The sequence below is a fragment of the Acidovorax sp. sif1233 genome (assembly GCF_019218755.1).
GTDB lineage: Bacteria > Pseudomonadota > Gammaproteobacteria > Burkholderiales > Burkholderiaceae_C > Acidovorax.
The window spans coordinates 900332-921478 of the sequence record NZ_JAHUWZ010000001.1; the positions used below are offsets into that span (position 1 = coordinate 900332).

Here is a 21147-nt window from a genome sequence, read left to right on the forward strand (position 1 = left end):
GTCAGAGCAGGCCCAGCTGGCTCCAGAGCGAGTGCCCCAGAAAACGCCCGGGCAACAGGGTGAAGCCGCCTGCGACGATGCAGGCGCCGATGTAGATGCGCTGCATGACCACGCGGTGGCCGACGATGTTGCGCCGGGCCAGGTAGATGAAGGACAGCACCAGCATCCCCAGCGTCACCGGGATCAGCAGGTGGATGAGCCCGAAGCTCCCCCAGCGGGGACCATTGCCGCCGCTGATGAAGATGGCGGAGACCGCGGTGGCCACCATGAGGGTGACCCAGGCATATCCGGCGGCGCGGTGCAGGCGGGGGCGCTGGGTGGCGCCCTTGCGCGCCCACAGGGCGAGGGGGCCGATGGCCGTGGCGGCGAGGGCGGCGGCGAGGTGGATGGCGATGACGGGGGTGAGTTGCATGGGGTGCTCCTGGCGCGTTCGATGGAGCGGACTGTGCCGCCGCCCGCCCGGGGCCGCCAGCGCCTTGCGACGAAACGCGGCCTGGCTGCCGCGAAATGCAGGATGGCGGTGCGGCCTGCAGGGCCTTGGGCCCCCGATTTCATGCAAACTCCGGGGAATGTGGGGACGCCGGCCGCCCGGAACGGAAGGTGCCCTGGCGCCCGGCCTCCCAGGTTTACTTTTCTTCGCACAGCGTTCAAGGCAAAGCTTGAATTGACTCTCTACGATCAGGCATGGCGCGATCCCCGCCGCCGCCTGTTGCCATTCCCCCAGTCCGGCCCGCAGCCCAAGAACACGAATCAGGACCGCCATGAACCCGCAAGACGTCAACGCGCCCCCGCCATCGGCCATTCCGCCCGCCCCCGCGGCCCCACCGCCCCGGCGCTCGCGATGGGTGGGCAGCCTGCTGGCCCTGGTGCTGGTGGGCCTTGTCGGCGGGGCTGCCTGGTACCTCGTCCAGCGTTCCGGCGGCGAGCAGGGCGCCGGGCCCGGCCGGGGCATGCCCGGGGGGGGGCGCCCCATGGTCACCGTGGGCGACGCGGTGGCGCGCAGGGCGGAACTGCCCGTGGTCATCGACGCGCTGGGCACCGTGATCCCCGCCACCACCGTCACGCTGCGGCCCCAGGTGTCGGGCATGCTCACGCAGGTGCTTTTCACCGAGGGCCAGATGGTCAAGAAGGGGCAGGTGCTGGCGCAGATCGACCCCAGGCCCTTCGAGCAGGCGCTGATGCAGGCCCAGGGCACCCGGCAGCGGGACGAGGCCCAGCTGGAGAATGCGCGCCTCACGCTGGAGCGCTACCGCACCCTGCTGTCGCAGGACTCCATCGCCCGCCAGGACGTGGACACGCAGGCCGCGCTGGTCAAGCAGCTTGAAGGCACGGTGATGACCGACAAGGCCCAGGAAGGCACGGCGCGCCTGAACCTGGACTACACGCGCATCACCTCGCCCGCCACGGGCCGCATCGGGCTGCGCACGGTGGATGCGGGCAACTATGTGACATCGGGCGACGCGACGGGCATCGCCACCATCACCCAGGTGGCCCCGATCGACGTGCAGTTCTCGGTCCCGCAGGACCGCGTGGGCGATGTCCGGGCGGCGCAGGGCGCGGCGCCCACGCTGGCCGTGACGGCACTGGACCGCACGCGCAAGGCCGAACTCGACAAGGGCCTTTTTTCCACGCTGGACAACCAGGTGGACACCACCACAGGTACCGTCAAGGCCAAGGCGCGCTTCGAGAACGCGGCGGGGGCGCTTTTTCCCAACCAGTTCGTGAACGTGCAGCTGCTGCTGCGCAACGTGCCCGCGGTGGTGGTCCCGGTGACGGCCGTGCGCACGGGCGCCAATGGCGACTATGTCTATGTCATCAACGAAGACCGCACCGTGTCCCTGCGCAAGGTCAAGCGCGGCCAGGCGACCGTGGGGCTCATGGCCATCGCCGAAGGGCTCCGGGAGGGCGAACGCGTGGTGACCGAGGGCGGGGACCGCCTGCAGGACGGCATGGCCGTGCAACTGCCCGGTGCCCCTGCGGCCGCGCGCGGCCCCCGCCCGGGCGCCAGCGGGCCCCGATCGGGAGCGAGCGGGCCGCGTGGCGGTGCCTCCGGTGAAGGCCAGCAGCGCCGCCAGCGCCCCGCGCAGAACCCCTGAGCCGCCACCAGCATGAGTCCTTCACGTCCCTTCATCGAAAGGCCCGTGGCCACCGCGCTCCTGATGGTGGCCATCGTGCTCGCCGGGCTGCTGGGTTTCCGCTTCCTGCCGCTGTCCGCCCTGCCCGAGGTGGACTACCCCACCATCCAGGTCCAGACGCTGTACCCGGGCGCTAGTCCCGAAGTGATGAGCCGCACCGTGAGCGCGCCGCTGGAGCGGCAGTTCGGCCAGATGCCGGGGCTGGAGCGCATGGCCTCGACCAGCGCCTCGGGCGTGTCCATCATCACCCTGCAGTTCGGCCTGGGCCTGGCGCTGGACGTGGCCGAGCAGGAGGTGCAGGCGGCCATCAACGCCGGCAACTCGCTGCTGCCCGCCGACTTGCCCGCGCCGCCGGTGTATGCCAAGGTGAACCCCGCCGATGCGCCGGTGCTCACGCTGGCCATCAGCTCGGACACGCTGCCGCTGACCGAGGTGCAGAACCTGGTCAACACCCGCCTGGCGCAGAAGATCAGCCAGGTCAGTGGCGTGGGGCTGGTGTCGCTGGCGGGCGGGCAGCGCCCCGCGGTGCGCATCCAGGCCGACAGCAAGGCGCTGGCGTCTTACGGCATTGGCCTCGATACCCTGCGCACGGCCATCACCTCGGCCAATGCCAACAGCGCCAAGGGCAGTTTCGACGGGCCGCAGCGCTCCTACACCATCAACGCCAACGACCAGCTGCTGACGGTGGACGACTACAAGAACCTCATCGTGTCCTGGCGCAACGGCGCGCCGGTGCGCATGCTGGAGGTGGCGCGCGTGGTCGACAGCGCCGAGAACAACCGCCTGGGCGCCTGGGCCAACGAGACCCCGGCCATCATCCTGAACGTGCAGCGCCAGCCGGGCGCCAACGTGATCGCCACGGTGGACAACATCAAGAAGCTGCTGCCCGAGCTGCAGGCGGGCCTGCCCGCGTCGCTCAAGGTCCAGGTGCTGTCCGACCGCACCACGGGCATCCGCGCCTCGGTGCACCATGTGGAGATGGAGCTGGTCCTGGCCGTGCTCATGGTCGTGCTGGTGATCTTCTTCTTCCTGCACAGCCTGCGGGCCACGGTCATCGCCAGCCTGGCGGTGCCCATCTCGCTCATCGGCACCTGCGGGGTGATGTACCTGCTGGGCTACAGCCTCAACAACCTGAGCCTGATGGCGCTGACCATCGCCACCGGCTTCGTGGTGGACGATGCCATCGTGATGATCGAGAACATCGCGCGCTACCTGGAGGAGGGCGAGCCGCCGTTCCAGGCCGCGCTCAAGGGCGCCACGCAGATCGGCTTCACCATCATCTCGCTGACCGTGTCGCTGATCGCGGTGCTCATCCCGCTGCTGTTCATGAGCGATGTGGTCGGCCGCCTGTTCCGCGAATTCGCGGTCACGCTCGCCATCACCATCCTCATCTCCGGCATCGTGTCGCTCACGCTGGTGCCCATGATGGCCGCGCGCTGGCTGCGTGCCGAACCCGTGGGCGGCCCCCGGGGGATGGCGGGGCGCATCAACCGGGGGTTCGAGCGGGTGATCGCGGGCTACGACCGCTGGCTGCAGTGGGTGCTGCGCCACCAGGGCGTGACCCTGGCGGTGGCGGTGCTCACGCTGGCGCTCACGGCCCTGCTGTATGTGGTGATTCCGAAGGGCCTGTTTCCCACGCAGGACACCGGCCAGCTGCAGGCGCGCATCGAGGCCTCGCAGGACGTTTCGTACGACCGCATGAGCGAACTCCAGCAGGCGGCCGTGCGCGCCATCCTGCAGGACCCGGACGTGTTGTCGCTCAGCTCTTTCGTGGGCGTGGATGCCGCCAACAACACCATGCTCAACGCCGGGCGCATGCTGATCAACCTCCAGCCCCGGCGCGACGCGCAGGAGGCGATCATGCTGCGGCTGCGCGAGCGGGTTCAGGCGGTGGCGGGGGTCACGCTGTACCTGCAGCCCACGCAGGACCTGACGATCGACGCGGAGACGGGGCCGACCGAGTACCGCGTATCCATCGGCGGCGTGGATTCCGCGCAGGTCAACGACTGGACGCGCAAGCTGGTCGAGCGGCTGCAGAGCGAACCCAAGGTGCGCAACGCCACCACCGATGCGGGCGCGCAGGGCCTGTCGGCCTATGTGGACATCGACCGCAACACGGCGTCGCGCCTGTCGGTCACGGCCAGCACCGTGGACGACACGCTGTACAGCGCGTTTGGCCAGCGCATCGTGTCCACGATCTTCACCGAGACCAACCAGTACCGGGTGATCCTGGAGGCGCAGCAGGAGCAGCTCAATACGCCCGAGGCGCTTGGCACGCTGCAGCTGCGCACCGGCTCCGGCACCCCGACCCCGCTGGCGGCCGTGGCCACCATCCGGGAACAGCTGGCTCCGCTGCAGGTGACGCGCGTGGCCCAGTACCCGGCCGCGACGCTGGGATTTGACAAGGCCGAAGGCGTGTCCCTGGGCAGCGCGGTGGACGCGATCCGCGCCGCGGCCAAGGAAATCGGTGTGCCGCCGGGGCTGTCGATGGAGTTCCTGGGTGCCGCGGGGGCCTACGAAAAGTCGCTCTCCAGCCAGCTGTGGCTGATCCTGGCGGCGATGGTGTGCGTCTACATCGTGCTGGGCGTGCTCTACGAAAGCTACATCCACCCCGTGACGATCCTCTCCACGCTGCCATCTGCCGGGGTGGGGGCGCTGCTGGCGCTCATGGTGTCGGGCAACGACCTGGGCGTGATCGGCATCATCGGGATCATCCTGCTGATCGGCATCGTCAAGAAGAACGCGATCATGATGATCGACTTCGCCATCGACGCGGAACGCCATCAGAACATGCCGCCGCAGCAGGCCATCCACCAGGCCGCGCTGCTGCGCTTTCGGCCCATTCTCATGACGACCCTGGCGGCGCTGTTCGCGGCGCTGCCGCTGATGCTGGGCTGGGGCGAGGGCGCCGAACTGCGCCGCCCGCTCGGGCTCGCGATTTTCGGGGGGCTCATCCTGAGCCAGATGCTCACGCTGTTCACCACGCCGGTGATCTACCTGGCGTTTGACCGGCTGGGCCGCCGATGGACGGGCAGGGGCACGGCGGCGGCGCCCTTGCAGGCAGGAGAGGCGCCATGAACCTGTCGCGCCCCTTTGTCGAGCGGCCGGTCGCGACCGTGCTGCTCACCATCGGCATGGCGCTGGCGGGGATCGCGGCTTTTTTCGTGCTGCCGGTCTCGCCTTTGCCGCAGGTGGACTATCCCGCCATTTCGGTATCGGCCAGCCTGGCGGGGGCCAGCCCCGAGACCATGGCCACCAGCGTGGCCACGCCGCTGGAGCGGCGGCTGGGGGTGATCGCGGGGGTCAATGAAATGACCTCGTCCAGTTCCAATGGCTCGGCGCGGGTCAGCCTGCAGTTCGACCTGAACCGCGATATCGACGCGGCGGCGCGGGAGGTGCAGGCCGCCATCAACGCCGCCCGCGCCGACCTGCCCGCCACGCTGCGCAGCAACCCCACCTACAGAAAGCGCAACTCGGCGGCGTCGCCCGTCATCATCCTCGCGCTGACGTCCAAGACCCGCACGCCGGGCGAGATCTACGATGCCGTCTCCAACGTGGTGAGCCAGCGCCTGTCGCAGGTGGAGGGTGTGGGCGAGGTGGAGATCGGTGGCGGCTCGCTGCCCGCCGTGCGGGTGGAGCTGCTGCCGTTCGCGCTCAACCGCTACGGCATCAGCACCGAGGATGTGCGCGCGGCGATCCAGGCATCGAACGCCAACCGCCCCAAGGGCGCCATCGAGGGCGATGGCCGCCGGCTGCAGATCTACACGCCGTCGCCCGCGCGCAAGGCCGCCGAGTACGAATCGCTGATCGTCGCCTGGCGCAACAACGCCGCCGTCCGGCTCGGGGATGTGGCGCGCGTGGTGGATGGCGTGGAGAACCTGCGCACCGTGGGGCTGTTCAATGGCGAGCCCGCCATCATCGTGCTGGTCACGCGCCAGCCCGGCGCCAACATCATCGAGACCGTGGATGCCGTGCGCGCCCTGCTGCCCGATCTGCAGGCGCAGCTGCCGCAGGACATCCAGGTGGCGGTGGCGTCTGACAGCACCAATTCCATCCGTTCGTCCCTGCACGAGATCGAGCTCACCCTGATGGTGTCCATCGCCCTCGTGGTGCTGGTGGTGGGCCTCTTTCTGCGCAAGGCGCGCGCCACCGTGATTCCGGCGGTCGCCACGGTGGTGTCCCTGCTGGGCACTTTCGGCGTCATGTATTTCCTGGGCTTCAGCCTGAACAACCTGAGCCTGATGGCGCTGACGGTGGCCACCGGCTTCGTGGTGGACGATGCCATCGTGGTGCTGGAAAACACCATGCGGCACATCGAGGCCGGCATGGGCCGCATGGAGGCCGCGCTGCGCGGCGCGCGCGAAGTGGGGTTCACCGTGCTCTCGATCAGCCTGTCGCTGGTGGCGGTGTTCATTCCACTGTTGTTCATGGACGGGCAGGTGGGGCGGCTGTTCCGTGAGTTCGCGATCACGCTGTCGGCGGCGGTGATGATCTCGCTGGTGATCTCGCTCACCACCACGCCCATGATGTGCGCGTGGCTGCTGCGCGAACATGATCCTGCCAGCGACAAGCCGCCGTCGCGCCTGGCGCGATGGGCCGAGCGCGGCTACCAGGGCGTGCTGCGCGGCTACGAGCACAGCCTGGACTGGGCGCTGGCCAGCAAGGCGCTGGTGGTTCTCATCCTGCTGGCGGTGATCGGGCTCAACGTGTACCTGTTCGCCAAGATTCCCAAGGGGTACTTCCCCGAGCAGGACAACGGACAGCTCAATGCGGGGCTGCGGGCCGACCAGAGCATCTCGTCCGACGCGCTGGCGCGCAAGCTGCGCGAGGCCGTGGAGATCATCCGCAAGGATCCAGCGGTCGATACCGTGGTGGGCTTCTCGGGGGGCAGCCGCGCGGGGGGCGGCTTCATGTTCGTGAATCTCAAGCCCCTGGCGCAGCGCACGGACAGCACGCCGGCCGTCATCGCGCGCCTGCGGCCGCAGCTCAACCAGATCACGGGACTGCGCGTGTTCCTGAACCCGGTGCAGGACCTGCGGATGGGCGGGCGCTCCAGCAATTCAACCTACCAGTACACGCTCAAGAGCGACAACATGGCGGACCTCAAGCAATGGGCCGGCAAGCTGGCGGAGCGGCTCAAAGATGAACCGCTGCTCAAGGACGTGGACACGGACCAGGCGGAAAATGGCGTGGAGACCTATGTGGAGGTGGACCGCGCCAGTGCCTCGCGCCTGGGGGTGAGTTCATCGGCCGTCGACAACGCGCTGTACAACGCGTTCGGCCAGCGCTCCGTGGCCACGATCTATGGCGAACTCAACCAGTACGCCGTCATCATGGAGTGGGCGCCCGAATACACGCGGGGTCCGCCGGCGCTCAAGGACATCTACGTGGCGTCCAACCCGACCGGCGCCACGGGGACGGCGGCGAACCCGGGACAGCGCGGCGCGTCCACGGGGCAGGTGATCAGCACCACGCCCTCCACCATGGTGCCGCTCAGCGCCATCGCGCGCGTGGTGGAAAGGGCCTCGCCCACCTCCATCAGCCACCAGGACGGTGAACTGGCCACCACCATCTCGTTCAACATCGACCCCGGTACCACGCTGGGCCAGGCGCGCCAGGTGATCGAGCAGGCGGAGGCCGACATCGCCATGCCGACCAATGTGCGTGGCAGCTTCCAGGGCACGGCGCTGAGCGCGCAGCAATCCCAGGGGCAGCAGGCGTTCCTGATCATCACGGCCGTCGTGGTGATCTACATCGTGCTGGGCGTGCTGTATGAAAGCCTGATCCATCCGATCACCGTGCTCACCACCCTGCCCTCGGCGGGGGTGGGGGCCGTGCTGGCCCTGCTGCTGTTCAACATGCAGTTCACCATCATCGCGCTCATCGGGGTGTTTCTTCTCATCGGGATCGTGAAGAAGAACGCCATCATGATCATCGACTTTGCCCTGGAGGCCGAGCGTGCCCGCGGCTTGACGGCGCTGGAGGCCGTGCGCGAGGCCTGTGTGCTGCGCTTTCGCCCCATCCTGATGACCACCATGGCCGCCGCGCTGGGCGCCTTGCCGCTGGCCATCGGCTTCGGCCAGGGGTCCGAGCTGCGCCAGCCCCTGGGCGTGGCGATCATCGGCGGGCTGATCGCCAGCCAGCTGCTGACCCTGCTCACCACCCCGGTGGTCTACGTGCTGCTCGACAAGCTGCGCACGCCCGCCCCCAACGAACAACACCTGAGCCGCGCCGGAGCCCCCGGCGCGGCCACCTGATCGGTGCCCATGACACATTTCCATGCCCCGCTCACACCCGGCGCGCCCACGGCGCGCCGCGCCGCCCGCCACCCTGCGCCACGCCCCATGGCTCGCCCGGCCTCCCTGGCGCTGGTGGTGGCCATCGCGGCCCTGCTGTCCGCCTGCTCGGTCACGCCGCCTTACCAGCAACCCGACATGGCGGTGCCCACGTCGTTCAAGGAGGCGGGCGCCACCTGGGCCCCCGCGGCGCCTGCCGACGCGCTGGACCGTGGCCCCTGGTGGGAGCTGTTCCAGGATGCCGAGCTCAACCGCCTGGCCGAGCAGGTGCAGCTGTCCAACCAGAACATCGCCGCCGCCGTGGCGGCCTACGCCCAGGCGCAGGCCGTGGTGCGGCAGCAGCGCGCGGGCCTGCTGCCGTCCGTGAGCCTCTCGGGCGGCGCCACGCGCACGGGCGGCGAGGGCGCCACGCGCTCGGGCCTGTCCACCCAGGCATCGCTGGGGGTGGACTGGGCGCCGGACCTCTGGGGACGCCTGCAAAGCGGCGTGAACAGCGCCCAGGCCAGCGCGCAGGCGAGCGAGGCGGACCTGGCCTCCGCGCGCCTGTCGGCCGTGGGCACGCTGGCCTCGGCCTACTTCCAGCTGCGCGAGGCGGATGCGGAGATCGAGCTGCTGCAGGCCACGGTGGAGGGCTATGAGCGCAGCCTGCAGATCGCCCGCAACCGCTACGGCGCGGGCGTGGTGGCCCAGACCGATGTGCTGCAGGCACAGACCCAGCTGGCCAATGCGCGCGCCGACCTGGCCACCGTGCGGCAAAACCGCGCGCGCTTCGAGCATGCGCTGGCCGTGCTGACCGGGCGCGCCCCGGCCGATTTTTCGCTGCCGCGCGCGCAGTGGGTGGCGGCGGTGCCCGAGGTTCCGCTGGGCGTGCCCTCGACGCTGCTGCAGCGCCGGCCCGACATCGCGGCGGCCGAGCGCGCGGTGGCGGCCGCCAATGCGCAGATCGGCATCCAGCGCGCGGGCTACTTTCCGAACCTGAGCCTGGGCGCGTCGGTGGGCAGCGGGGGCAGCAGCGTGGCCGACCTGTTCAAGGCGTCCACGCTGGTGTGGTCGCTCGGGCTGTCGGTGGCGCAGACGATCTTCGATGCCGGGGCCACCGCGGCCCGCGTGGAAGAAGCCCAGGCCGCGCGCGAGGGCCGCGTGGCGGTCTACCGCCAGACGGTGCTGACGGCCTTCCAGACGGTGGAAGACCAGCTCACGGTGCTGCGCACGCTGCAGGAGCAGGAGCCCCTGCGCCGCGAGGCGGTGGCCGCGGCGGAGCGCACCGCGCAGCAACTGCTCAACCGCTACCGCGAAGGGCAGGTGAGCTACACGGAGGTCGTGACGGCCCAGGTCTCGGCACTCTCTGCGCAGCGCGCGCTGCTGCAGCTGCAGGTCAACCGCCAGCTCGCGGTGGTGACGCTGGTGCAGGCGCTGGGCGGCGGGTGGCAGGCACCGTGGCAGGTGCCGCAACAGACAACTGGGCAGACGCTCCCGCAGGCACGGTCCTGAGGGGTGCCAGGTCCCGCTGCGCATATACTCCTGTTTTGATAGCTGCTAGCGCTTGTCAGATAAGCGGTAGGGGCTGATTTGACTTAAAGTTTTCTCAAGGAGCGCGCGTGGACGTTGTATTGCTGGTCAAGGCCGCCATCATGGGCGTGGTCGAAGGCCTGACCGAGTTCCTGCCCATTTCCTCCACGGGGCACCTGATCCTGGCGGGCTCGCTGCTGGGTTTCGACGACGCCAAGGCCAAGGTGTTCGACATCGCCATCCAGACGGGCGCCATCTTCGCCGTCATCCTGGTGTACTGGCAGAAGATCCGCGAGACGCTCGTGGCCCTGCCCACCGAGCGCCAGGCGCAGCGGTTCGCGCTCAACGTGCTGATCGGCTTCCTGCCGGCCGTGGTGCTGGGCCTGCTGCTTGGCAAGATGATCAAGGCGCACCTCTTCACGCCGGTCGTGGTGGCCAGCACCTTCATCGTCGGCGGCTTCATCATCCTGTGGGCCGAGCGCCGCCCGCCGTCCGCCACGCGCATCCAGACGGTGGATGAGATGACGCCGCTCGATGCGCTCAAGGTCGGCCTGGTGCAGTGCCTGGCCATGGTGCCGGGCACCAGCCGCAGCGGCGCCACCATCATCGGCGGGATGCTGCTGGGCCTGTCGCGCAAGGCGGCCACGGACTTCTCGTTCTTCCTGGCCATCCCCACGCTGATCGGTGCCGGGGTGTACAGCCTGTACAAGGAGCGCGCGCTGCTGTCGGTGGCCGACATTCCGATGTTCGCGACCGGCCTGGTGTTCTCGTTCGTCAGCGCCTGGCTCTGCGTGCGCTGGCTGCTGCGCTACATCAGCAGCCACAGCTTCGTGCCGTTTGCATACTACCGTATCGTGTTCGGCATCGTCGTCCTGGCGACCGCATGGACGGGCTGGGTGCAATGGGCGGGCTGATAATCCGCGCATGAACCGTCCTGTTCCGTTTGCCTGTCTGTGGTCCTGTGCTGCGGCGCTGGCGTGCCTGGGCGCCACGCCGCTGGCGCGCGGCGCGCAATCGCGCGCTGCCGAGGGGCCGCCCGCCCCCCAGTTCAACTATGCGCTGGGCGCCATCATGGGCTCCAGCCCCGACTATGCGGGGGGCGATGGCCGCAAGAACAGCCTGCGGCCGGCATGGGCGATCGAGTATGGGCGCTTTCGGCTCAGCACATCGCGCGGGAGCGCCTTCATGGGCCACGGGCTCGGTCCACGCGAATCGGGCGCCAGTGCCACGCTGGCGCAGGGGGACCAATTTCACCTGGGCGCGTCGCTGCGCATCGACAAGGGGCGCGATGGATCGGATGCGCCCATCCTCGTGGGGCTGCCCTCGGTGCGCTCCACCTTGCGCGCGAGGGTGAGTGCCGGGTATGCGCTGACGCCGCGGTGGTCCGTGGGCGCGGGCTTCTCGCAGGACATTCTCGGGCGCGACGGGGGCGCGCAGATGTCCGCCAGCGTCGGGTATGCATGGCCCGTCACCGCGCAGACCACGGTGACCTTCGGCGCGGGTGCCAGCTTTGGCGACCGCAGCTACCTGCGCGGCCATTTCGGCGTGCCGGCGGGCGGTGCCAGCCCCTTGCCGGCATTTGACCCCGGCGCCGGGCTGTACAGCGTGGATGCGGGCGTGGAGGTCATGTCCGCCATCAATCGCCACTGGGTCGTGCTGGGTGCCGCGCGCGTGTCGCAGCTCAAGGGCGACGCACGCCGCAGCCCGCTGACGGTGGAGCCCACGGGGTACTCCGTGACCGTGGGCCTGGCGTACCGCTGCTGCCGGTAGCGGCGTGGGCGGACCTGGCCGCCGGTGCGAAAGAACGCGGTGGGGGCGAGAGCACCCGCAGGCAGGCCGGGGACGGGTGCCCATCGAAAGTGATAAGCTGGGGTAGACACACTGTTACCTGTAGCAGGGCAATGCGAAACGCGTTCCGCCACGGCGGGGCCGGCGCGTGTTGCCTCATCTGTTGATGATCCTTTCCCCGCCGGGGGCTTTCGCCGCATGATGCAAGACGAGCCTGAGTTGCCGCCGCCCGCCTACGCCGCCCGCAAGGAGTCCTGGTCCAAAGCGGAATTGCTCGATCTGATCACCCGCAGCGCCGGGGCGACCATGGCTGTGGTGGACCGCAGCCTGACCATGATCTATGTCAACGATGAGTATGCCCGGTGGTTCGGCACCGTGCCCCACCACCTGATCGGAAAGTCCCTGGTGGAGGTGTACGGCGAGATCGATTGCGCGCGCTTCATGCCCTTTGTCGAGCGCGTGCTGCAGGGCGAGCGCGTGCAGTACCAGCGCCTGCTGCGCACGCCCTATGGCTTTGACGAATGGCGCACCATCTGCCTGACGCCCTGGCACAACCCGCACGGCGTGATCGATGGCTTCATTACCACGGCGCTCGACGTCCATGAGCTGCAGGTCACCATGAACGCGCTGCGCGCCGCCAACCAGCGGCTTTCCTCGCACATGGAAAACAGCCCGCTCGCGGTGCTGGAGATGGACCACAACCTCAAGCTCCTGCATTGTTCGCAGCGTGCCGTGCAGCTCATGGGCTGGCTGCATGTGGCGGGGCTGGAGGGGCGGCTGCTGACGGAGCTCGTGGACCTGTCGTCCCAGGACGATGGGCTCGAGCATGCCCTGCAGCGCCTGCAGTCCGGGCAGGAGTCCCAGAACCGCGCGGAGACCTGCTTCACGCGGGAGGACGGGACCGAGGTGCATTGCGAGTGGTTCAACTCCGCGTTGACCGATGCCCAGGGCCAGGTCACTTCGATCATGGCGCTGGTGCAGGACGTCTCGGCCAAGATCCAGATCGCACGCCAGCAGCACTACCTGGCCAACCATGATTCGCTCACGGGCCTTTTCAACCGGGCGGCCTTTCAGAACCGGCTGGAGCAATCCCTGAGCCAGGCGCGGCGCAATGCGGGCTCCGTGGCGCTGCTGTTCATCGACCTGGACGGCTTCAAGGGGGTGAACGATTCCGAAGGCCATCGCGCCGGCGACGAGGTGCTGCGCATCGTCGCCCAGCGCATTGCCAGCACGGTGCGTGCGGGCGACACCCTGGCGCGCCTGGGCGGCGACGAATTCCTTGTCATGCTGGACCGGGACGTGACGCGCGATGTGACCGACACCATCGGCCAGCGCATCATTGACGCGCTGCACCAGGCCATGACCGTGGAAGGGCGGGATCTGTTCGTCGGCGCCAGCATCGGTGTCGCGGTGCACCCCCCGCTGGAGGGCGACATCGATGCCCTGATGAACCGGGCGGACCAGGCGATGTATTCCGCCAAGCGCGCGGGCAAGGGCCGGCTGCACTACGCGGACGCCGTCTGCCCTTGAGAGCCTGCCGGACCGGGGGCCCTGGCCCCGGCGCCGGGGCCGCGCGGCTTGCTCAGCCGTTGGGCAGCCGGATGCTCTGCTGGAAGTGGAAGAAGTTCGAGGGGTCGTACCGCGCCTTGACCTGCTGAAGGCGCGGATAGGCCGGGCCCCAGTAGGCCGTGGGGAAGTCCTGCAGGCTCGCGTCCGGGTAGTTCTGGTACACATGCCCGTTCAGGAACGGCTTGACCAGGTTCATGAAGCCATCGAGCCAGGCTTCCATCTGGGTGCGCTCCTGCGCATTGGTCCAGAACACGTCCACCACCAGGTCTGCATCGACATGGCGGTGGATGAAGGCGCTGTCGGCCACCGGGTAGCGGTTGATGGCGCCGCCATAGGGCTCCAGGTATGCGAGCGACCAGGGATTGGGGGAGGTCTGGAAGTAGTCGATGATGCGCTGCCAGTCCGAGCGCGACAAAGGCGCGCTGATGTAGCCGCTGGCCTTGGTCTCCGCCACGCCGTCGGGCAGGTTGTCCGGCAAGGTGTAGGGATGGTCCTCGAGCCAGATGTTCATCTCGGGGTAGGTACCCGTCTTGTCGACCAGCAGCTGCGCGCTCGGGATCGCCATCAGCCGTGCGATGGCCTGCATGCCCGCCTCGCGCGTGCCGCAGAACATGCCTTGCACCATATAGACCGGCACACCGTTCTGGTAGCCCAGATTCATCATGTAGCCCAGCGCATCGGGGGCACCGGTTTTCATGTAGTGGGCCTGCATCGTCGTGAGCACGTCCGCCGCGTGCGCCGCATCCCAGCTGATGGCCCAGGCCCACACCTGGTCCAGCCTCAGCATGCGGTAGGTGACCTGCAGCAGCACCCCGAAGTTGCCGCCCGTGCCGCCCCGCAGGGCCCAGTAGAGATCGGGGTTCTCCTGCGCGCTGGCGGTGACGATGGTGCCGTCGGCCAGCGCCACCCGCAACGACTCCACGAGGTCGCTCTGGATGCCGAAGGCGCGCGACGTATAGCCGTAGCCGCCCCCCTGCACGAACCCGCCCACGCAGACGCTGCCGCATGCCCCGGTGGGCACATGCCAGCCGGTGTGGTTCATGGCGCCGTTGAAATGATCGAAATCCGTACCCGGCAGCACGTAGACGCGCTCCCGGGCGGGATCGAGCACCACGCCCTGCAGTTCGCTCAGGTCCACCACCATGCCGCTGTTGACGGAATAGCCCGCCGTGCTGTGACCGCCGCAACGCACGGCCACCCAGACCTGATAGGTGCGCGCGACGGAAAGGCATTCGAGCACATCGTTCTCGCACGCGCAGTACACGATGATCTCGGGATAGGCCTGAAACGCGGGATTGGACTCCTGGCGGGCCGCGTTGTAGTCGGGGCTCGATGGCAGCACGATGCGGCCCACCAGCCTGGCCTCCAGCGCAGCGACCGCGTCCCAGGTGAGTGTCGCGCCGGGCGCGTTCTGGGCGGTGGCCTGCCGGGCGGCAAGCGACCGGAAGTGCGCGATGCGGGCGTCTTTGGCAACGCGGGCGGGACTTTTGCGATGGGCCATGGCGAACAATCCTTCGTGAAAACGCGAAGTCCCGTGTTTAACTGAAGCCAGGCTGTTTGACCAGTTCGGAATGGCCCGTGTTGCCGGCGGTGCTCAGGCGGAGGACAGTGCGAGGTCGCCGGTATTGCGCCGAAGGCAGAATTTGCCGCCCTGCTTGCCGCTGTACATGGCCGCATCCGCCAGCTTCAGAAGACCGATGGCATCGTTGCTGTCGTCCGGGGCAATGGCATAGCCGATGGTCAGGCCCACTTCCACCCGCACGTTGCCCAGCGAGAAGGGCGAGCGGAATGCGTCCAGCAGCTTGTGCCCCAGCTCCTGCGCCTGTTGTTCGCTGCCCAGGTGGCCCGTCATCACGACGAACTCATCACCCCCCAGGCGGGCCACCACGTCGCTCTGGCGCACGTGGCCCTGCAGGCGCCGGGTCACCGCGACGAGCAATTCGTCGCCCACGTCGTGGCCGTGCTGGTCGTTCACGGGTTTGAACCCATCCAGGTCCATCACGTACACGGCCAGCAGCTTGTCGGGCCCGCAGCGCGCCAGCGCGGATGCCAGCGCGATGTTCAGGCCGCGCCGGTTGGGCAGGCCGGTCAAGGGGTCCGTGTGCGCGAGGGAGCGCATGGCGTCGCGCTCGCGGTTGGCGTCCAGCGCCTCCAGGCGCAGTGCCTTGGTGCGCAGGCCCAGCACGCGCATGAAGAGCAGCATGTCCAGCGTCGCGCCGAACTCGAAGGAGTGCAGGGTCCAGAAGTTCACCGGCACCCAGCCACGGATCACGCCGATCACCGTGGCCGTGGCCGCGAAATAGACCAGCCACGCCAGCAGCAGGCTGCTGCCCACGGGGTCGCCCTGGCGCGCGCGGCGCACGGCGCCCGGGATGCCCATGAGCGCGGGAACCAGGCCGAGGATGCTCACGATGGCGGCAACGGCCGGCGTGCTCAGGATGTCCAGCGCATGGATGAAAGCCAGCAGCACGCACAGCAGGGCGCCTCCGCGCATCGTGCGCAGCAGGAGGCTCTTGGGGCGGTGCCCCACGAGGGCCTGGCTGATGAAGAGAAACGATCCGCAGGTGGCCATCAGCGCGGACAGGCCCGCCGCGTGGATTTCGAACCAGAGGCTGTCCTGCCAGAGGTACTGCGTGCCCAGGCCGAAGAGATGCAGTGAGAACAGCAGGCTGCCCGTGAGCAGCAGCGCGTACTGGATGAACAGCACATCCCGCAGATTGATCCATTGCGCCAGGCTGTAAACCAGCAGGCACAGTGCCAGGCCCGTCAGGATGCCCTGCAGCATCTGCTCGTTCATCGCGGCGCTGTGCCATGCGGTGGGTTTGTTCAGCGTGACCGGCAGCACCATGGCGCCCCGGGTTTCCACGCGCAGCAGCAGGTCGTAGTCGTGCCCGGGCTGCATGGCGAGGGCCAGGGCGTGGGTGCGGCTGCGCAGCGGTCTTTGTGAAAAAGGCTGCAGGCTGCCCAGCGTGGCCTGCTGGCTGACATGGCCGTCTGTGGTGAGATAGACCTCGACGCGGTTGAGAACCGGGTAGTCGATGTCGGCGATCCAGATGCCGTCGGAGGTGGGCGATACCGTCAGCGGGATGCGGATCCACATGGCGTCGGACCGCACGCCCAGTGTTCCGCTGGTTCCGGGCGGCGCGGAGAAATCCGGGGCGCGGGCCATCGCATCCTGCACCGACTGCAGCCGGGTGGGATCGGCCAGCACCGTGACCGCCGGCCAGACGTTGACCGAAGGCACGTCGTCGCGCAGAAGCAGCCGGTCCGTGGCGGCCTGGCAGCCTTCGCCCGCGTGCACGAGCAGCAGCAGGCATCCCAGCACCCATTGCCAGGCCGGGGCCGGCAGCCATTGCCACGGGAGCAGGGAAGGGACTGGGCGCATGGTGCTCGTCAATGCGCTGTGAGTATAGGAAGGCCCGCAACGCCTGGCACGCGGTATTTGCGCGCGCCGGGGTCCCGCGCTTCCAGGGAGGATGTGATGCCCGCCCCGCCGGCCCCGCCCGCCCGGACGCTGTGGGCGCGCTGCCGGATGTTCGCCACAGCGGCCAGCGTGCCACTGCGCGAGCATGGATTCACGGCGGGCGCGTCGCCATCTGTGCTTGCCATGTTGCTCCCCGGCCTGCAGGGCGACAAGGGGCTGCGGTGCTCCATCATCCCGCCAGCGCCGGTGTGGTGGTGATGCGCCGCACCGAGTGCTTGCCGCCTTGTTTGCCCGCGTACATCGCGGCGTCTGCGTGCCGCATCAGGGCCTGCGGGTCATCACTGTCCAGGGGCGCCAGTGCGTACCCGATGGTCAGCCCCACCTGGATGTGCAGGTGGCTCAATGTGAAAGGCTGCTCGAAGGCCCGCAACAGCGAGCGGCCCAGATCTTCGGCCTGCTCGGGGGTCGCCAGGTCGCGGGCCATGATGATGAATTCATCGCCGCCGAGCCGGGCCACGAGGTCGGTCTGGTGCCGCACGTTGGCCTGCAGGCGACGGCCCACTGCCACGAGCAAATCGTCGCCCACATCGTGGCCGTGCGCGTCGTTCACGGGCTTGAATCCATCCAGGTCCATGAGGTACAGCGCCACCAGCCGCTGCGGCGAACACTGCGCCAGCGCGGCCTCCAGGGCGTGCTGCAGGTCGCGCCGGTTGCTCAGTCCCGTGAGCGGATCGGTGTGGGCCAGCGAGTGCATCACGTCGCGCTCTCGCATGGCCTCCTGGGCCTGTGCCTTGGCGGCCTGGGCGCGCAGGCCCAGCACGCGAAAGAAGAGCAGCATGTCCGCCGTGGCGCCGAACTGGAACGAGTGCAGGGTCCAGAAGTTCGCGGGCACCCAGCCCTGGACCAGGCACACCATCACGGCGGCGGCCACGCCGAAGGCGATCCAGGCCACCAGCAGGGTGGCGCCGATGGGGTCTTTCTGCCGCACCCGCGCGACGGCGGCAGGCAGGCTGATGAGGGAAGGCAGGGTGCCCGCCAGGCTCATGAACGCGATGGCGATGGGCACGCTCAACCAGCCGAACACGACGCCTGCGCAGACCATGGCCGTGATCGCTGCGCCCGCCCGCATGGTGCGTGCGTACCGGCTGCCCTGCGTGTGGCCGGCCAGGGTGTGGCCCAGGAAGAGGAATGAGCCCGCGAGGGCCGCCAGCCCCGCCACCAGGCCCGAATACCGATCCATCCATGGATTGCCAGGCCACAGGTACTGCGGACCGATGCCGAAGAACTGCAGCGAAAAGCCCGCGCTGCCCAGCACCACCAGCGCATAGAAGCCGAACATGGGATCGCGCTGCGTGACCCACTGCATCAGGCTGTACATCAGCAGGCAGAGCGCCAGCCCGTTGAGCAGGCCCTGCAGCATCTGCTCGCCCAGGGCCTGGCGCATGTGAATGGGCATTTCGCTGACCGTGACGGGCAGGATCAGCGGACCGGTGGCCTGCACGCGTATCAACAGGTCGTAGGGCTGCCCGGCCCGCAGGTCGAACATCATCGCCGGCGTGCGGCTGGACCGCTGCGTCTGGTCAGACGGGCTTGTGCGGACCTGCTGAAGCACCTGGCCGCCGCTGGCCAGGTACATTTCGGCCTGCAGCGAGCTGTAGCCGATATTGACCACCCAGGGGGTGCGCGGCGCCTCGGGCGCGACGAGGGGGATGTGTAGCCACATCGCTGCCTTGTGCACGCCCAGCGAGCCGCCGCGCCGCGCGGGCGCCTCGAATTCGTCCAGGCGGCCCAGCATGTCCTGCGCCGAGAGCTGGTACGTGGGGTCGGCCTTGAGCGTGATGGCCTCCCAGGCATTCACTTGCGGCCTCTCCTGCGTGAGCACCAGGGGCGTGCCCGCCTGTGCGCCCACGGGCAGGGCCAGGGGAGCGAGCAGCCACAGCAGGATGGATGCCCTGCGGCAATGCGCGCGCCAAAGCCGGGCCAGCATCAGGAGAACGCGGGGCAGCAGGTGCATCGGCGTGAGAACAACGGCTACGTGGCTTGCCGCGCCGGGCCCGCGCTGGCGGCCTGCGCCTTCCCGGCCAGGCCCTGGCTCCAGCTGCCATGGGTGGTCAGCCGGTCCTCGATGCGGTTGAGCCAGCGGGGGGCGTGGGGGTCATCGCTCCAGCTGTGCATCACTTCGTCCACCTGGTTGAGCAGCTCGGTGGGCAGCTGGAGGGGGCGGGTCTGGCTCATGAGCACCTTGCTCATGAAGTGGTAGCCCAGGATGCGGGTGAGGGCCCGCACGATGGAGAAGCGGGGGAGCACCATCCGCGCAGCCACGTCGACGGCCCGCGCCAGCAGCAGCACTCCCCAAAACAGCAGCGCCGACGGCCAGGGCACGGGCTGTGTCAGGCCCAGGTCGCTCGCCGTGTCACGCCCGCACAGGTAGCGGGTCATGAGCCGGGGAAAGGGCTTCACGATGGGCCAGGGCAGGGCGTTCTCCATGGTCTGCATCAGGGCCTGGCCCAGGGCGGGACGGGGGTCTGGCGTGACGGGTTCGGCGCGGCCGCGGGCCTGCATCCGCGCCATCAGGGCCTTGCCCTGGTCCATGGTGTCCACCATCAGGGCGCGGTCGATGCCCAGGATGTGGCCCACCACGTTCCAGGCATGCAGATAGGCTTCCTCGTCGGCCGCCCGCAAACCGATGCCCAGGCGGCGCAGGCTGCGCAGGAACACATAGCCAAACGTGAGCAGGGTGTAGGCCAGTTCTTCCTGGTTGCAGGGCAGGCCGTCACCTTGGAGGTTCCAGCCACGGGCATACAGCGTCTGGAACATGGCCTGGCGTCCGCCCTGGGTCTGCAGGGCCTGCGGCGCAATACGCCCCGCGCCGCCCGCCAGCAGGTCCCTGACGGCATTCTGGGGGCTGCCATGCAGGATCAGGTTGCGGATGGTGGCGTGGATCAGGCGTACCTTGAGCACCTGCGCCACGCCGGCGCCGCGCTGGCTGAGGCCACCATGCATCATCACCGGAAAGATCATCGCGGCGGTGGAGCGGATGCGGTACTCCGCGTTCTGCTCCAGCTGGCCGGAGGTGTGCAGCACGCTCGACAGGTCGGGAATCACGTAGCACTCGGGCAGGCTGGCGCAGAACAGCAGGATGCATGACAGCGCCCCGTGTTCCATGAACAGCTTCTCGGCGCGCTCGATCTTGCGGGCATCGGCCCAGGGCGGCAGCACCTGGGCGGTCTGTACATAGTGGTCCAGGGCCTTGGACATGGCCGCATCCACCCCCTCGCCCTGGGCGGTCCAGCCCACCAGGCTTGCGTTGTCCGCCCACTGGCTGAACAGGCGGTTCACGGTGTCGATGCGCGCCCATTGCGGTGCGTCCATCGCCACGTCCCCTTCGGGCCAGTCGCCCAGGATGTCGGCGATGGTCTGGTCGGCCAGCGGGTCGGCGTGGCGCTGCATGCCTGCAAGCTCCGAATCGGGCAGAGGGGATGGTGAGAGGGTCTTGCCGTGGTTCATGCTGCGGTCTCCGTGGTTGCGCGCCAGCGCTGAAAGCCCGCCAGGGCGCACAGCAACGGGATGCCCATGGCGAACGGCGCGATCGAGCGGATCTCCACAGGATTGCCCAGGATCATCTGGAACACCATGCCCGATGCGTAGATGGCCAGTGGCACCAGCGCATGGCGGCGCAGGAAGGGGCTGGTCGGGCGAAGCGCGAGTTTGCGCACCGACATGCGAAAGCCAAAGATGATCACGAAGGCCACGAACACCCAGCCAAAGAAGCCCTGCACCGTTTCGCCAAACCAGGCGCCGTCGGTCTTGGCCATGATCCAGGCTTTCAGGGTGTAGACCAGGTAGGGGTCGGCGCCCAGGTCGAACGCGGTGACGATCATCGCCGCCAGGAACGACAGCATCGCGGCGTGGCCCAGCCCCGGCGCGCCGTCCACCGGCGACTGCCAGACGATGAGGTTGCTGATCACGTAGCCCGCATACGTCAGCGCGAACCACATCATGGGAATGACGATGGGAACATCCACAAACCGCGCGCCCAGTACCTCGGTGTAGGTGTAGTGCCCGAAGAACCAGCCATGCGTGGTACCCATCTGCTCGGCGAACCAGCCCAAGCCCAGGGCGATCAGCACGAACTGCAGCGCGGGCCGGGCGCCCAGCAGGTGCGTGGCGCTGGCCCAGCAGCACGCGAACATGAGCACCGAGGCCGTGACGATGGCGATGGTGGTGTCGTTGTGGGTGCGCACCGCCGTGGCCACCAGGAAGGCGGCCAGCAGGGCAAAGCTCAGCGCCGGCAGGCGCGCGGCCAGTGGGGTCCGTGCAGGCATGGGTGTATCACGCTGTAACAAACCTCCAGTGTAGAGGATGGAGCCCAAAATGGCGCGGCCTGTGTGTCCTGCGCATCAGCGCGCTTTTTCGGCGCTTTTGG

At 68.7% G+C, this 21147-nt stretch carries 13 protein-coding genes; 7 read left to right on the plus strand and 6 right to left on the minus strand.

The window, feature by feature from the left end:
• Position 1 precedes the first annotated feature (1 nt).
• Positions 2-412 (minus strand): DUF2306 domain-containing protein, encoded by a 411-nt coding sequence (locus KW843_RS04120; RefSeq protein WP_218293821.1) that lies wholly within the window; start codon positions 410-412, stop codon positions 2-4.
• A 349-nt stretch (positions 413-761) separates the two neighbouring features.
• On the opposite strand from KW843_RS04120, the gene KW843_RS04125 reads away from it, so the two are divergent.
• The 7 genes from KW843_RS04125 to KW843_RS04155 all read left to right on the plus strand — a co-directional run bounded on the left by KW843_RS04125 (position 762) and on the right by KW843_RS04155 (position 13258).
• Positions 762-2096, plus strand: a complete 1335-nt coding sequence (locus KW843_RS04125; protein WP_218293822.1) for an efflux RND transporter periplasmic adaptor subunit — start codon at positions 762-764, stop codon at positions 2094-2096.
• A gap of 12 nt (positions 2097-2108) precedes the next feature.
• A complete protein-coding gene (locus KW843_RS04130; protein WP_218293823.1) occupies positions 2109-5213 on the plus strand; it encodes an efflux RND transporter permease subunit in 3105 nt (1034 codons plus the stop codon).
• A complete protein-coding gene (locus KW843_RS04135; protein WP_218293824.1) occupies positions 5210-8392 on the plus strand; it encodes an efflux RND transporter permease subunit in 3183 nt (1060 codons plus the stop codon). Before KW843_RS04130 ends, KW843_RS04135 begins: the two co-directional genes overlap by 4 nt.
• 87 nt (positions 8393-8479) lie before the next feature.
• Entirely contained in the window at positions 8480-9922 is a 1443-nt protein-coding gene (locus KW843_RS04140; RefSeq protein ID WP_218294436.1) for an efflux transporter outer membrane subunit, read from the plus strand.
• A gap of 107 nt (positions 9923-10029) precedes the next feature.
• Entirely contained in the window at positions 10030-10854 is an 825-nt protein-coding gene (locus KW843_RS04145) for an undecaprenyl-diphosphate phosphatase (protein WP_218293825.1), read from the plus strand.
• Positions 10855-10864: 10 nt separating this feature from the next.
• Complete coding sequence (locus tag KW843_RS04150; RefSeq protein ID WP_255591799.1) at positions 10865-11710, plus strand: MipA/OmpV family protein; 846 nt, start codon at positions 10865-10867, stop codon at positions 11708-11710.
• 216 nt (positions 11711-11926) lie between these two features.
• A complete protein-coding gene (locus KW843_RS04155; RefSeq protein ID WP_218293826.1) occupies positions 11927-13258 on the plus strand; it encodes a diguanylate cyclase domain-containing protein in 1332 nt (443 codons plus the stop codon).
• Between the two features lie 52 nt (positions 13259-13310).
• Here KW843_RS04155 and KW843_RS04160 read toward each other — a convergent pair whose 3' ends face one another.
• The 5 genes from KW843_RS04160 to KW843_RS04180 all read right to left on the minus strand — a co-directional run bounded on the left by KW843_RS04160 (position 13311) and on the right by KW843_RS04180 (position 21046).
• The gene (locus KW843_RS04160; protein ID WP_218293827.1) at positions 13311-14798 is read right to left on the minus strand and encodes an FAD-binding oxidoreductase; all 1488 of its coding nucleotides are present in this window, start codon (positions 14796-14798) and stop codon (positions 13311-13313) included.
• Positions 14799-14891: 93 nt separating this feature from the next.
• A complete protein-coding gene (locus KW843_RS04165) occupies positions 14892-16682 on the minus strand; it encodes a diguanylate cyclase (protein ID WP_218293828.1) in 1791 nt (596 codons plus the stop codon).
• Between the two features lie 268 nt (positions 16683-16950).
• Positions 16951-18708 (minus strand): diguanylate cyclase, encoded by a 1758-nt coding sequence (locus KW843_RS26905; protein ID WP_218294438.1) that lies wholly within the window; start codon positions 18706-18708, stop codon positions 16951-16953.
• Between the two features lie 44 nt (positions 18709-18752).
• Positions 18753-20228 (minus strand): oxygenase MpaB family protein, encoded by a 1476-nt coding sequence (locus KW843_RS04175; RefSeq protein WP_218293829.1) that lies wholly within the window; start codon positions 20226-20228, stop codon positions 18753-18755.
• A complete protein-coding gene (locus KW843_RS04180; protein ID WP_218293830.1) occupies positions 20225-21046 on the minus strand; it encodes a carotenoid biosynthesis protein in 822 nt (273 codons plus the stop codon). Before KW843_RS04180 ends, KW843_RS04175 begins: the two co-directional genes overlap by 4 nt.
• Between the last annotated feature and the right edge of the window lie 101 nt (positions 21047-21147).